This window comes from Humitalea rosea (genome assembly GCF_003253705.1).
Taxonomy (GTDB): domain Bacteria; phylum Pseudomonadota; class Alphaproteobacteria; order Acetobacterales; family Acetobacteraceae; genus Humitalea; species Humitalea rosea.
Genome location: NZ_QKYU01000017.1, coordinates 12,353 through 26,273, shown reverse-complemented (window position 1 = coordinate 26,273; position 13,921 = coordinate 12,353). Strand labels below are relative to the sequence as shown.

Annotated in this window: 14 protein-coding genes; 6 read left to right on the top strand and 8 right to left on the bottom strand. The window is 71.5% G+C overall.

Annotation, left to right across the window (positions count from 1 at the left end; all coding sequences use genetic code 11):
- Nucleotides 1–2 precede the first annotated feature (2 nt).
- From C8P66_RS15020 to C8P66_RS14985, 8 genes are all read right to left on the bottom strand, one after another.
- Nucleotides 3–404, bottom strand: a complete 402-nt coding sequence (locus tag C8P66_RS15020) for a PAAR domain-containing protein (protein WP_111399097.1) — start codon at nt 402–404, stop codon at nt 3–5.
- The gene (locus C8P66_RS15015; protein ID WP_111399096.1) at nt 404–1,063 is read right to left on the bottom strand and encodes a hypothetical protein; all 660 of its coding nucleotides are present in this window, start codon (nt 1,061–1,063) and stop codon (nt 404–406) included. Before C8P66_RS15015 ends, C8P66_RS15020 begins: the two co-directional genes overlap by 1 nt.
- Nucleotides 1,060–2,070, bottom strand: a complete 1,011-nt coding sequence (locus tag C8P66_RS15010; RefSeq protein ID WP_111399095.1) for a hypothetical protein — start codon at nt 2,068–2,070, stop codon at nt 1,060–1,062. Before C8P66_RS15010 ends, C8P66_RS15015 begins: the two co-directional genes overlap by 4 nt.
- The gene (locus C8P66_RS15005) at nt 2,067–2,717 is read right to left on the bottom strand and encodes a hypothetical protein (protein ID WP_111399094.1); all 651 of its coding nucleotides are present in this window, start codon (nt 2,715–2,717) and stop codon (nt 2,067–2,069) included. The genes C8P66_RS15010 and C8P66_RS15005 overlap by 4 nt, the downstream gene beginning before the upstream one ends.
- Nucleotides 2,714–3,958 carry a hypothetical protein gene (locus C8P66_RS15000; protein ID WP_111399093.1) on the bottom strand — a complete coding sequence of 415 codons (1,245 nt, stop codon included), beginning with the start codon at nt 3,956–3,958 and terminating at the stop codon, nt 2,714–2,716. The genes C8P66_RS15005 and C8P66_RS15000 overlap by 4 nt, the downstream gene beginning before the upstream one ends.
- A 12-nt stretch (nt 3,959–3,970) precedes the next feature.
- Nucleotides 3,971–4,366, bottom strand: a complete 396-nt coding sequence (locus tag C8P66_RS14995) for a hypothetical protein (RefSeq protein WP_111399092.1) — start codon at nt 4,364–4,366, stop codon at nt 3,971–3,973.
- A 40-nt stretch (nt 4,367–4,406) separates the two neighbouring features.
- On the bottom strand, nt 4,407–6,101 hold the full coding sequence (locus C8P66_RS14990; RefSeq protein WP_111399091.1) for a hypothetical protein: 1,695 nt from the start codon (nt 6,099–6,101) through the stop codon (nt 4,407–4,409).
- A gap of 194 nt (nt 6,102–6,295) precedes the next feature.
- Nucleotides 6,296–6,976: a LuxR C-terminal-related transcriptional regulator gene (locus C8P66_RS14985; RefSeq protein WP_111399090.1), complete on the bottom strand. Its 681-nt coding sequence runs from the start codon at nt 6,974–6,976 to the stop codon at nt 6,296–6,298.
- 573 nt (nt 6,977–7,549) lie between these two features.
- On the opposite strand from C8P66_RS14985, the gene C8P66_RS14975 reads away from it, so the two are divergent.
- From C8P66_RS14975 to C8P66_RS14950, 6 genes are all read left to right on the top strand, one after another.
- A complete protein-coding gene (locus C8P66_RS14975; protein ID WP_111399089.1) occupies nt 7,550–9,151 on the top strand; it encodes an ATP-binding protein in 1,602 nt (533 codons plus the stop codon).
- Between the two features lie 198 nt (nt 9,152–9,349).
- Nucleotides 9,350–9,775 (top strand): OsmC family protein, encoded by a 426-nt coding sequence (locus C8P66_RS14970; protein WP_111399088.1) that lies wholly within the window; start codon nt 9,350–9,352, stop codon nt 9,773–9,775.
- Nucleotides 9,776–9,943: 168 nt separating this feature from the next.
- A complete protein-coding gene (locus tag C8P66_RS14965) occupies nt 9,944–11,434 on the top strand; it encodes a sensor histidine kinase (protein ID WP_111399087.1) in 1,491 nt (496 codons plus the stop codon).
- Complete coding sequence (locus C8P66_RS14960; RefSeq protein WP_111399086.1) at nt 11,427–11,798, top strand: response regulator transcription factor; 372 nt, start codon at nt 11,427–11,429, stop codon at nt 11,796–11,798. Before C8P66_RS14965 ends, C8P66_RS14960 begins: the two co-directional genes overlap by 8 nt.
- Nucleotides 11,799–11,807: 9 nt before the next feature.
- The gene (locus tag C8P66_RS14955) at nt 11,808–13,208 is read left to right on the top strand and encodes a sensor histidine kinase (RefSeq protein WP_158537260.1); all 1,401 of its coding nucleotides are present in this window, start codon (nt 11,808–11,810) and stop codon (nt 13,206–13,208) included.
- Nucleotides 13,205–13,822 (top strand): response regulator transcription factor, encoded by a 618-nt coding sequence (locus C8P66_RS14950; RefSeq protein WP_111399084.1) that lies wholly within the window; start codon nt 13,205–13,207, stop codon nt 13,820–13,822. The genes C8P66_RS14955 and C8P66_RS14950 overlap by 4 nt, the downstream gene beginning before the upstream one ends.
- Nucleotides 13,823–13,921 lie beyond the last annotated feature (99 nt).

The following is a 13,921-nucleotide window of genomic DNA, read 5'->3' as shown; positions in this document are numbered from 1 at the left end:
GCCTAGCCCCCGATCAACACGGTGCCGGCGGCCACCAACTGGCCGACCGGGGCATCCGCGGGATCGTTGCAGGTGGCCACCGGGTCGCCCAGCCGCGCCGCGGCCTGCCCGCCGATGGTGACGCTCGAACTTCCCATCTTCACCGTGCCGAGGTTGGCCGGCGGCGTGGCGAAGCTGGTGCCCGGCGGCGTCGCGATATGCGCCGGTGAATTCTTCGCGGTCGATCCGACCACCCCGGCCGCCTGCCCGCCGATCTTCACCGAGCCCACCAGCCCGCCATCCAGCATGCCGGCGAAGGGATGCGGCAGCGGCGTCGGCACCGGGCCGCCGGGCGAGGGCACCAGCACGATATGCGTGTCCACGCCGACAACCTGCGATCCCTGGACGGCGGCGGGCTGGCCCATCAGTTGATCTCCACCGTGGCGCCCTTGAGGCTCGCCTTGGAGTTGCCCTTGGCATCCAGCTCCGCCCCCAACAGGGTGAGCTTGCCCTTGGCCTCGATGGTGATGTCGCCATCCTCCTTCAACGTGATGGTGCTGCCGCCGGCCGCGAGTTCCAGCCGCCCGCCGCCCTTGCTGGTCAGGGTCAAGGTGATCTTGCCGACGGCCAGGGCGATGGTGTCGGCAGAGGCGCTCAGGCTGGTGTCGTCGCCGATGTTCAGGCGCAGCGCCTCGCCGGTCTTTTCCAGTTCCAGTCTCAGCTTTGGCTCCGCCTCGCCTTTCGGCAGATGCAGCGCGAGCAGGTCGGCGGCCGTCGCGGGCGGCGCCAGATCACCGTGGTACAGCCCCGCGACGGCGACCGGAGCGTGCCAATCGCCCTCCCCGAACACCACCAGCACAAGGTCGCCCTCATCCGGCAGCAGCCCGAGGCCGAAGGCACCGACCGCGACGGGCACGCGCGGCAGCACCTCGCCGCTGTCGCGCAGGGTGACGGTCACGGCATGGTCGGGGGGCGAGCCGTCGCCGCCATGCACCTCCGTCACCCGGCCGATGGCGGCGGTGGGGCGCGCCTCGGCCTCGTGGCGGGCGATGCGGGCGATGCTGTCGAACAAGGCGGCGCTCACAGCAGCCCTCCCACGGCACCGGCCAGGCTGCCGAGCAGCGACGACCCCGCCTCGGCCGAAACGGCGCTGAAACGGGTTCCGGCGGCCGCCCCGGCGCCACCGCTGTGGCAGACCGTCAGCACCAGCCAGGCGCCGCCGGCATCCAGCCGGTCGGGCAGGTTCTGGATCTCCACCACCAGCCCCGGCCGCAGCCAGGGCAGCAGGATCGCCTGGGCGGTCAGGCGGGTCGCGGCGCCCGCACCCTCGGCATCGCAGGCCTGCCCAGCGGCCACCGCCACGCGCGCGCTGCGCAGCACCGGCGCCGCCCGCCAGCGCGCCGCGGCCCCGGGCGATGGCGCGTCATCCGGCAAAGGGCCGGCGCCATGGCGCAGCAGATCCGCCGTGGCCGGGCCATTGCCGACAAGAATCTGGCGATAGCCGGGCGGCACCCCGCGCGCGATCCGCAGCGCCAGAATTTCCCGATCATGCCGCAATGCGCGTTCGGCGCGGCTGGGGCGGGCACGCAATTCGATGCGCCCGGCATCGTCGCAGCCGGCCAGCGCCCCGCCCAGCCGGGCCAGATCCGCCACATGCTCGGCGGCACTGCGCCGGCCATGCGCGATGTAGGCGGAGAGCGGCAGGTCGAGATCGAGCGCGCCGACCTCCGCCCCCGCATCGCCGACCAGCGCCCGCACCACCGCGCTGCCATCCTGGCCGTGGTAGCTGCGCGCCGGGCGCAGCGCCGCCAGCAGCGCGCCGCCATCGGCCAGCACCACCTCCGTCGCCGCGCCCCCGGCGGTGGCGACGGACTGCACCTTCCCGTGGAGCACCGTGGCACGGCCATCGGCGCCCTCCAGCGCCAACTCGGCGTCGTCGCCGGGGGCGGCCTCCAGCGTCAAGGCGCGGGGCAGGCGGATGCGGGCCTGGTTGATGCGCGGCAGCAGGCCAAGCTGCACCTCGACCCCCGCGACATGGCTGTCGTAGCGTTTGCGCCCCAGCGTCACGGAAGCGGCGGCGAGGAGGCTCATGGCCCGAACGCCGATGCCAGCGCCTCGGAGGCGCCGGCCAGCTGGTCCCCGGCGCGGCCGGCCGCGCCGGCCCGGTCGGTCAGCCCCGACAGCAGCCCGCTGCCGAGCGCCAGATCGCCGAGGCTGGCGAGGCTTTCGAGCTGTTCCACGGCACTCTGCACCGCGTCGATGGCGCTCGCCGCCTGATCCGCCAGATCCGAGATGTCCCCGAGGATGTCGGTGTCGAAGCCGAGGTCCCCGAGACCATCCAGCCCGCCGAAGCCCGAGACCTCGGCCGGGGGCGGCAGCGGCGGGCTTTCGGCCAGCAGCAACTCGTAGGCGTAAAAACCCGGCAGCCCCGCCGTCTCGCTGGCGCGGAAGCGCAGGATCACGACCTTGCTCAGCTCCAGCGCCGCGGTGATATCGGCGGCGAAGGTGAGTTCCTCACCCGTCGCCGCCGCCTGCTGCAAGGTGTCGAGTTCATCGGCGGCGGCATCGCCGGTCAGCGCGCCGGTGATGTGGATATGGTGCGAGCCACGCCCCGCCCGTTCCTGCACATCGCCCGCCAGGCCCAGCACCCGCGCGCCGGAAAAACCGCCGTCGAGCGCATGTTCGATCCGCTGCACGCGGGTCAGCGGGATGTCGCCGAGCAGCGGGGTCGCGGTCATGGCGCCAGCCCGCGCAGATCGGCCTCATCCTCCAGAGCCGCCGCCAAAGCATCGGCGAAGGCGAGACCTTCGAGGGGCACGGCCGCCGAGGCCGCCTGCCAAGGCGGCGCGACATCGGGCGCGACCTGGGGGGCATCGGCGGCGGGGGGCGGCGCCGCCTGCCAGGCCGGCGGCCAGCCGGGCAGGCGAAGTGCCGCCGTGGAGGTTTGGGCGCTGGAGGCCGGCACGGAGGCAGGCCGCCCGGGTGCCTGCCCCAGGCCCAGGCCCAGATCCAGGCCCAGGCCCAGGCCGGCGGCGCGCGGCGCGGAGCCGGGCAGGCCGGCGCCGGTGAGCGATACCGGGCCCACCGCCGGCAAGGCGGGATCATCCACCAGCCGTGGTGCGGCCTCCGCGTCGGGCCAGGCTGGGGTGACCAGCGCCAGGGGCGGGCGGCTCGCCATTTGGCCGGGTGTCGCGACCGCGGCCGGCGCGGGGCGCCACACCGCCTCGATGGTCCTGGACCGCATCGGCACCGTGCTGGCGGCGCTGCGCGCGGTGCCTGCGGCCGGTGCCAGGCGAAAGGGGCGCGGCCCCGCGGGCGGGGGTGCGGCGGCGGGCATGCCGCCTTCGCTCCTGCCAGGCTGCGGCGCCACCCAAGTCATGGGCGCCTCCGCCGCGGGGGGTGCGGGCGGGGCGGCAGCCGGCTCCGTCACCGGCGCCGCAGCCGGTTCCGGCGTGGCCATCGCGCGCGTCACGGCGGCCCGGCGCAGCAGGGCGCCAAGGCGTGCCTCGATCTCACCCGCAGGGTCATGCGCGGGTGCGATGGCGAAGACGATGCGCGTGGTGCCATCCTCCGCCGCCGGCAGCAGCGCGCGCGCCATGGCGTCGATCTCGGCGGCCGGTGCCTTGGCGATCTCCGACAGGCCGAGGCCCGCCCCGCGCGCGACGCACAAGGCGGTTTCGGCAAATCCGGGCAGCGTGTCGTCGGCCTCGGCCCCGGCAAGATGCAGCACCGCCAGATCCAGCGCCCGCGGATCGGCGATCCCCTCACGCCGCAATGCCAGCGCGCGCAGATGCGTCAGGGCCACCTGCGCCGCCTGGGGCGACCGCGCGGCGATGGCCAGCGCCTCGGTGCGGTCGCGGAAGCAGATGGCGGCGATCAGCGGCCCGTCCGGCCCGCCAAGCTGCCAGCTTCCCGGTATCGTGCCGGGCTGCAAGCTGGCCCGTGCCCCGTCCTCCGTTCCGCTCCAGTAGGCGCTCATGGCGCGCGCCCGTCAGCCCGGTGCCGCCGGGGGCGGATCGTCGCGCACGCGGACCGCGCTGAAGACATAGGTGCCCTCGCCATGCTCCCCGGCCGAGAGGGCGAAGCTGCGCGCCAGCAGGAAGCATTCGTCGAAGGTGACCGTCTTGCTGGTGTCGCCATGGCGCAGCGTGGCGGTGAGCTGGAAGGTGCCGGCACCCACCGCATCCAGCGCCGCGCTGGCCGAGGCGACCACCACCTTGCCCTCCACCGATTCCGGGCCGGAGACGATCCCGATCCGCTCCGTGCCGCCCAGCGCGTAGAGGTTGCTGCGCGCCCGAAGCTGGCGGAACTCGATGGCACGGACACCTTCGATGACGGTGCCGCCGATGCTGACGGTGCTCTCGCTCGCCGCGTAGATGATGGGCATGCCGGCTATCCTCGAAGCTGCGGAATGATGTGCCCCGCGTTCAGACCTTCACGCGGATGGTCGCGTAGACGTAATCGATGGCGCGGACCGGCCGCACCGCGATGTCCACCCGCACGATGCCCTGGCCGAAATCCAGCTGCGTCGAATAGACATCGACAAGGAAGGCGGGGTCGGTCCCATCGGTCGAGGGCACCAGCCAGCCGGCGCGTTCCATGCGCGTGAAGGTCGCGACCAGCTGCTGCCGCAGCGCGGTGCGCGCCTCATCGGTGTTGGTGGCGCCGATGTAGCGCTCGGCGGTCGCCTTGGTCTCGCGGATGCAGGAATCCGCGACGCGGGTGACCGAGATCTGGTCCCCTGTCGTGTCGATTCCCTTGAGTACCACAATGCCGACGCCGATCCGGTCCTGCACGACGAACAGATTGGTGGCCGAGCCGAGCAGCCGGTTCAGCTCGCTTTCGCGAAAGCGCGTGGGCGCGATCTCGAACAGCGGCAGCGGCTTGAAGGTCGGCGCGATCTCGGGACTGAGCCGCCCGACCGCACCCGCCACCGCGCCGGCGGCACCGCTCGGCGCGATCAGCACGAAACGCCGGCCGCGCACCGCGGCGGCATGGGCGCGGATGGCGTCCAGGCTGCGCTGCTCATCGGCTGTGACGGCGCCGAAGGCGATGCGCGGCGCCGCGGCATCGGCCATGCGCACGGCATGGGCCAGCAGCGCCTGGTGGATCTGGACGACCTCGGCCCCGGGACGCGCGGCCTCGAAGGCGGCGAGGACGAGGTCGATGCGCGGATCATCCTCCAGCCGGTCGATGGCGGTCTGGTAGTCGGCGACACCGGGCGAGACGCCCCCCGCAAAATCCTGCGGCGCATCGGTGCCGCGTGGCAACCGTGCGGCCACGGCCAGCGAGGGCAGCACACGGGCGCGGACCAGCCGCCCCTCGCGCAGCAGCACGTCGGGCAGATAGCGGTTGTCGTCAGGGTCCATCGACAGGCCGGTGTAGCTTTCCTGCAGCCCACGCTGCGACACGCGCAGCCCGACCCGTCCGGCGCCGGTGGTGATCTGCACGCTGAGCCCGGTCGGATCGACCCCATCGCCCGGCAGCAATTGCAGCAATTCGCGCGCGCCGCCGGCCTCGGTCACCGGCAAGGCGGCACCATCGGCGGCGAAGGCGAAGATGCCATCGCCCGGCAGCGTGCCGGCGCCGAAACCGGGATCGAGCGCCACGACATGGCGCGAGCTGCGATTGATCGTGTCGAACAGATCATCGGGCTGCCCCGGCGCCACGCGCAGATCGCTGAAGGTTTCCGCCACGCGCCCGCCGCGCAGCAGCCGCAGCGTCACCCGGATCGGGGCATTGTCGGCGCCGGTGATGGCCTGCACATCGGCGCGCATCTCATTGCCCCAGGCGCCAGCCGAGCGGCACACGAGGCGGACGCAGACCTGGCCATCGGTGTTCCGCAATTCGGTCTGCGCGCGGGCACCGCCGGTGACGGCGGAGACGACGAGTTCGGCAGCGCCATTGGCCAGGGCATGGACCGCCTCGGGCATGCTGGCCTCGGTGCCGGGCCCCAGCAGCTCGCGCAATTCCGTGGTGCGGGTGACGCCGACGAGGCCGCCATCCGCCGGCACGCGATCCACGATGCCGGCGATCCCGACGATGCCGCTGGCGGCGGGCAGAGGTGGCACGATGTCGAAGCGTGCCTGCACCTGCACGCCGGGAACGATGAGGACCGCCATGATATGTTCAGCTCCCCGATACGGCGCGCGCCCATGCGCGGCGACCAGCCGGGCAGGAGGCGGTTGGACCGGCTTCGGAAATTCTTTCCGAAATTTTCTCGATCATGACAGCAACGTGCACAATCGATCCCCCCCGGCGCGATCAAGGGCGGATCATGATCCCTCCCAAACCATCCCGCACTGTCGGTGAGGGTTCACGGATGGCCTACGCCCATGGATGAGCCGTGGTTCAATTCGGCATGGGCAAGGCGTGCCGCGCGCAGCCGCACGACGTCGCCGCGGCGACCCAGCGCGAGCTTGGTCAGGATGCGATGCACATGGTTCTTCGCCGTCGCGACGGCGATGCCGAGCGCGCGTGCGATCTGCTTGTTCGACAGCCCCTGCCCCATCAGATCGAGCACCTCCTCCTCCCGATCCGACAGGCGCGCGGCACCATCCCGCGCCACCGGCGTGGAGCGCAGGGCGAAGAGGCGCAGCGAAAGCAGGCGGGAGATCCTTGGCGGGCAACGGAACTCGCCCCGCATCGCGTCCTGGATCGCGTCCGCCAGGCTGTCGAGCGAGCCGTCGCGCGTGACATAGCCGGCCGCACCCGCCTCGGTGCAGGCAAGGATGAATTCCTCCGCCTCCGGCACCGCCAGCACCACCACGGGCAGGCCGGGCAGGCTGCGCGCCAACTCGGCGATGGTGGCGAGCCCGTCACCGGCCAGGTCGAGCAGCACGACATCGGGGCGGCGGCCATGGGCCGAGGCCAGCGCCTCCTCCACGGTTCCCACCAGCATGATCGTGGCGAAGCGATGGTCGCCGCGCAGCGCTAGGGCAATGCCGTCGCGATAGATCCTGACATCGCTTACGATGAGCACATCGACTGGCTTCATGTCACCCTCCGACGACGCGGTCCGTTCCGGACGCTATTTTCCCGGATGCTGGTTCCCCCGACGCCGCCGCGCGCGGAAGCGATCAGACGGCGCTGTCCACGCATCGCGTCCAGGTCAGACCAGCATATCAAACATGCCCGGACGGTGGCGCACCAGCCCATGTCATCACGATGCCGGCATTATCCCGCCCCCGTCCAATACCGCGCCTCATGTGCGATTTTTTATATGTGGGCACAGCAAAGTTTTCATGATGGTTTTCTCCGTCAGCCGCGCAAAGCCGGTGCCGACCTGCGTGGCGGCCGGATGGATGCGGCGGGAGGGTCAGCACATGCGACCCTCCTCGCTGCTGGAATTATCGGCCGCCGACCAGGCCCTGGCGCAGACCACCGAGGACCGCCGGTTCGACAGGCGGAAACCGGAGTTCAAGGGCAGTTGACCGTACGGTCGTCATACCTTGGTATGATTGCACCGGCGCCGCCGCCTGCCCCTCATGTCGCCTGAGCAACAGGTCGTGGCGACACGCTCCCCGCGCCAAGGGGAGCCGATCCGGCGATCGGCGCGAAAGGGCACCGCATGCAGCTCACCACCTATGCCGAAGCGCCTGCCGCCCGGCGGCTGCAATTCGGTGCCTTCGAGCTTCTGCCCCAGCAGAGCATCTTGCTCGAAGCCGGCACGCCGGTCCGCCTCGGCAGCCGCGCCTTCAGCATCCTCACGCTGCTGGTCGAGCGGGCGGGCGAGGTCGTCACCCATCAGGAGATCCGCGACCACGTCTGGTCCGGTGTCTTCGTCGATGACGTGAACCTGCGCGTGCATATCGCCTGCCTCCGCAAGAAGCTCGGCGAGGGCCAGGGGGGGGAACGCTACATCCTCAACATCCCCGGGCAGGGCTATTCCTTCGTCGCGCCGGTCGAGGACACCTCCGCGGCCCCCCTTCCCGGCCCGGTGGAGCCCCGCGCTATGGCCGGGCTGCCCGTGCTCCTCACCCGCCTGGTCGGCCGGGCTGCCGACCGCGCCGCGGCCGCGCGCCTCATCGCGCAGCATCGCCTGGTGACGCTGGTCGGGCCCGGGGGCATTGGCAAGACCAGCCTGGCCCTGGCCGCGGCCTGGCAGCAGGTGGAGGCCGAGCCGCAGGATGCCTGTTTCGTGGACCTCGCCCCGCTGACCGATGCGGCGCTGGTCCCCGCCGCGCTGGCCGCGGCGCTCGGCCGGCGCATCCCGTCCGAGGCGCCGATTCCGGCCCTGGTCGGGCTGCTGCGCCAGCGGGGGCCGAGGCGCCTGCTGATTGTGCTCGACAATTGCGAGCACCTGATCGACGCATGTGCCGTCCTGGCCGAAGCCGTGCTGCGGGCCGCGCCCGGCATACGCATCATCGCCACCAGCCGCGAGCCGCTGCTGGCCGAGGGCGAATGGGTGCACCGGCTGGGCGGCCTCGCCTTGCCGGAGGAGGCGGACGGCCTGCCGGCACAGACGCTGCTCGGCTGCCCCGCCGTCCAGTTGTTCGTCGAGCGGGCGGTGGCGAGCCTCGACAGCTTCACCCCCGATGCGGAGGCCCTTCGCGCCATCGCCGCCATCTGCCGCCACCTGGACGGCATCCCCCTGGCGATCGAACTGGCGGCGTCCCGGGTCGGGATGTTGAGCGTGCAGGCCTTGGCCGAGCAGGTCAGGGACCGGCTCGGCCTGCTCGCCCGCGGCCGCCGCACCGCCCTGCCCCGCCAGCAGACGCTGGAGGCGAGCCTGGACTGGAGCTACCGCCCGCTGCCGGAGGCCGAACGGCGGGTGCTCCGCCGGCTCGCCATCTTCCCCGGCGGCTTCACGCTTGCGGCCGCCATGGCGGTGGTGCCGGGCGAGGCGGCGGAGCGGCATGGGCTCGTCGAGCAGATCACGCGCATGGCGGCCAAATCCCTCATCGCCGTCGATACCGCGGGCGAGGCCGTCCACTACCGGCTGCTGCGCACGACCCGCAGCTATGCCGCCGAGCGGCTGCGGGAGGCGGGCGAGACCGCCGCCCTGGCCCGCCGCCATGCCGCATATCTGGAGATGCCGGTGCCGGACGTCGCCCCCGCCGCGGAGGGCGCCCCCTGGCGCGACGGCCTCCACCGCTCGCGCGACGATATCCGCGCGGCGCTCGAGCGGGCCGCCCCCCGGCGGGCCATGCACGGTCAGGCGGCTGCTTGACGGCCGCCGGCGTTAAGCCTTGCCTGACCCATCGTCCGGCGGTCCATGACGTGATTCGTCAAGCTCCCGGCCATCGGCAGCGGCATCATGGCGCCCCGGCCCAGGCTGGCCGGCAGGACTCCGACCGATATCAGCAGGTCGCACCGGCGCGGCGGCATCCCGCCCCGCGAACGAGGCGACCCCAATGAGGACAACATCATGAAAACGCATGGGAAGGCGCGTTGGCGCGGCGGCATCAAGGACGGCATCGGCGCGATCACGACGCATAGCGGCGCGCTCGATCAGTATCCCTACGGCTTCGCCAGCCGCTTCGAGGGCAAGCCGGGCACCAATCCGGAGGAGTTGATCGGCGCCGCCCATGCCGGCTGCTTCACCATGGCCCTGTCGCTGATGCTGGGCGAGGCCGGCCTCACCGCCGAACAGATGGACACGACCGCCGAGGTGACGCTCGACAAGCAGGCCGACGGCTATGCCATCACCAAGGTGGATCTGACCTTGGAGGCGCGGATTCCCGGCGCCGATGATGCCACCTTCCAGGCGCTGGCGGCCAAGGCCAAGGCCGGCTGCCCGGTGTCGAAGCTGCTGAAGGCGGAGGTCACGCTGAAGGCCACGCTGCTCACCTGAACCATCGGGGTGCCGGCGCGCTTGTTTCGGCACGGCTGCGCTGGCACCCTTTTTTACGTCCGATCCGGAGGGCCGTCGGAACGACGGCTGGGAGTGCCAGACGCCACAGCTCCACCCCCCGTACCGCAATCGCACCCGGACCGCCGCGTTCCCCAACGCGCACCGGCCTTGAAGCAGGTCTTCTCCCGCTGGCCGACCGGGCTCGCGCCGCCGCTGGCGCGTGCTGAGGGCGGTATGGCCGCATTGCCGCATTGGGCGCGGCCCGCCAGCCAGCACCGCCCCCTGCCGGCGCTGCTGTCGCACGGGGTCCGCGCGGTGCTGTTCGCGGCGCTGCCCTGTGTGGCCGGCGGCCTGCTGGTCGCCGCCGCGATGGTGGACCGGCCCAGGGTCGCGGCCGGCTTCACCATCCTGGCCTGCCTCCTCCTCCTGGCCACGATCGGCGCGGCGTGGTGGCTCTCCGCCCGGCTTGCCGAAAGCGAGAAGCGCGGGCATGCCATCTTCGAACGCGCCGGCATCTCTTTGTGGCGGGAGGATTGGACCGCGGTCGGCAAGGCCGTCATCGCGCTGAAGCAGGCCGGCATCCATGACATGCGGGCGCATTTCACGGCCGAGCCGGATCTGGCGCGCGCCCTGCGCCGGCAGGTCATCATCCGGGACGTGAACGCCTTCACGGTGCAGATGATGGGTGCTGCGGACAAGCAGGCCTTCCTCGGCACCCTCGACCGCATCCTGCCGGATACCGACCACACCTTCATCCAATGGATCATCGCCTTCGCGAATGGCGAGCCCTACTATCGCTCCGAGGCGCATATCACCCGCCCCGACGGCAGCGTCGCGGACACGCTGTTCGTGGCCGAATTGCCCGGCAACCTCGACGGATTCCGCGACATCATCGTGACCGCCATGGACATCACGGAATTCAAGGCGGCGCAGGCCAGGCTGGTCGCGGCGGAAACCGAAATCGCCCGCGCCTCCCGCGTCACCACCATCGGCGCACTGGCCGCGACCATCGCACATGAGGTGAATTCGCCCTTGTCGGCCATCGTGACCAATGCCGAGGCCGGGCTGCGCTGGCTGCGCCGGCCCATCCCCAACCTCATCGAGGCCGAGGCCGCCATCACCGGGGTCATCGCCGATGCGACCCGCGCCCGGGACGTGGTGGCGCGCACGCGATCCTTCCTCGGCAACTCGCCGCGCCGGAGTGCGGCCATCGACCTTGCGGATGCGGCGCGGAACGCGATCCTGCTGGTGGAGCGCGAATTGCGGACGCTCGGCGCCTCGGTGCATTTCGATGCGGATGAGGATGTCCCGCATGTCCTCGCCGACCCCATCCAGATCCAGCAGGTGCTGGTGAACCTGATGATCAACGGGGCCCAGGCCATGGCCGACCTGGCCCAGCCCCGGGACCTCACCATCACCATCGCGCGCGACCGGGATGACGTCCGCGTGGACGTCCGCGACAGGGGCGTGGGCATCGAAGCGGATCATCTGCCCCGCATCTTCGATCTCTTCTACACCACCCGGCCGGGCGGGTTGGGCATGGGCCTGGCCATCTGCCGCAACTGCGTCGAGGCGCATGGCGGGCGGCTATGGGTCAACACCACCGCCGGGGCCGGCGCCGTCTTTCATTTCAGCCTGCCGATTTCGCCGCATGTGTAGCAGCTCCGTCATCGCCATCGTGGATGACGACGAGGCCATCCGCGCCGCGCTGTCGAGCCTGCTGCGCTCGCTGGGCTACGAGGTTCGCCTTTTCGCCAGTGCCGAGTCCTTCCTCGCCGACAGCCGTGCATCGCCCGATTGCCTGGTCACCGACATCCAGATGCCGGGCATGAACGGGCTCCAATTGCAACTGGCGATCCGCAACCGCCGCCCGCGCCTGCCGGTCATCGTCATCACCGCCTTCCCCGAGGATGCGGTGCGCGAGCAGGCCATCGCCGCCGGCGCGCTGCATTTCCTGAGCAAGCCCTTCGAGGCGGATGCGATCGCGCGCTGCCTCAGCGAAGCCGTCGGCGGCGCTCGGTAGGCCATGGCCATGGCACCGGCCCCCAGCCTCGACGTTGCCCCGACGCCCACCGCGGCCGACGGCACGACACCGCGGCCGGGCAGGGCCATCGAGCGGGCGGCGACCCTCCTCGCCCTTGCCTGCGTGCCGGTGGGCCTGTTGCTGCTCGGCGATGGCGATGCCCTGGCGGGGGGCGCGGTGCTGAGCCTGGGGACCGGCGTCGCCATCGCGGCGCTGCTCGCGCGCGGCAGGAGCGAGGCGATCCGGGATCGCGACCTGCGCCGTGCCGGCATTTCGATCTGGATCGAGGATTGGACCGAGGTCGGCAAGGTCATCCTCTCGCTACGCGCGGAAGGCCGGGATGTGCAGGCGCATTTCGCGGCGCATCCGGAGCTGTTCGACCAGTTGCACCGCACGGTGCGGATCACCGACGTGAATGACTCCACCCTCGATTTCACCGGCGCGCGGGAGAAAAGCCGACTGATCGGCCGCCTCGCCGATGTGGTGCCCGCCTCGGCGCAGACCTTCGAGCGCTGGATCGCCGCGATGGCGCGCGGCGACCGGGTCTATCGCTCCGAAAGCCGGGTCCGGCGCCTCGATGGTGAATTGCGGGATTGCCTGGTCACCGCCGTGCTGCCGCGCGATCTGGAGGGGTTCGGCAACCTTCTCGTCAGCATCATCGACATATCCGACTACAAGGCCGACCAGGCCAGGCTTGCGATCATCGAACGCGAGGCCTCGCGCGCCTCGCGCGCCGCGACGGTAGGGGTGCTCACCGCCTCCATCGCGCATGAGGTGAAGAGCCCGCTCGCCGCCGTGGTCACCAATGCCGAGGCCGCGCTGCGCTGGCTGCGCCGCCCGGCGCCCGATCTGGTGGAGGCGGAGGCGGCGATCGGGGCCGTCGTCGGCGATGCGCTGCGTGCCCGTGATGTCGTGGACCGCACGCGGCTGCTGCTGACCAACGCGCCGCATACGCCGGCGGAGCTGGAGATCGTCGATGCCATCAGGAGCGCCGCCCTGCTGGTCGATCGCGAGCTTCGCGCGGCCGATGCCATATTGCGGGTCCGCGCCGAGCCCGGGACGCCGCGGGTCATGGCCGATGTGAGCCGGCTGCGCCAGGTGGTCACCAACCTCCTCCTCAACGCCGCGCAGGCCATGGCGGACAGCCCGCGCCCGCGTGAGATCCTCATCCGCGCCCAGGCGGATGGCGAGGACGTCCGCGTCGAGGTGGCCGATACCGGAACCGGCATCGCCCCAGACCGCATCACCCGCATCTTCGAGCCCTTCTATTCCACCAAGGAGGATGGCATCGGCGTCGGCCTCGCCATCTGCCGCGCCTGCGTCGAGGCGCATGGCGGGCGGCTCTGGGCGACCAGCGTGCCCGGTGCGGGCGCGACCTTCCATTTCACCTTGCCCGCGGCACCGGCATGACCGCGCCCATCATCCATATCGTCGATGACGACGCCTCGCTGCGGAACGCGCTGGTCGGGCTGTTCCGCTCCACGGGCCTGCAGGCGCGGCCCTATGCCTCGGTGCGGGATTTCCTCGATGCCTCGCGCGACGACGAGCCGGGGTGCATCATCCTCGATGTGCGGCTGCCCGACATGAACGGGCTCGACCTCCAGGCGCAATTGCATAGCCTGGGCATCCATCTGCCGGCGATCCTGATGACCGGCCATGGCGATATTCCGATGTCGGTCCGCGCGATGAAGGCGGGCGCGATCGATTTCCTGGCCAAGCCGTTCCACGACCAGGACATGCTCGATGCGGTCGCCACCGCGCTCGACCGCGATCGCGCCCGGCGGGAGGCGGAGACGGGCGCCTCGGAACTGCGCAACCGCTACGAGAGCCTGACCGCGCGGGAGCGGGAGGTGATGGCGCTGGTGGCCGCGGGCCGCATGAACAAGCAGGCTGCCTGGGAGCTCGGGCTGAGCGAGATCACCGTGAAGATCCATCGCGCGAGCGCGATGCGGAAGATGGGCGCGCGCTCCCTGGCCGAGCTGGTCCGGGTTGCGGCGTTGCTGGAGCCGCCCGCCGCCGGGTGAGGCCTCCGGCCCCGCTGCTTCTGCCGGATCAGACGGCGTTGCTTTTCGTCGATCCCTACGCCGCATCACCAGCATCCGAAACTCGTCGCAGAGCATATC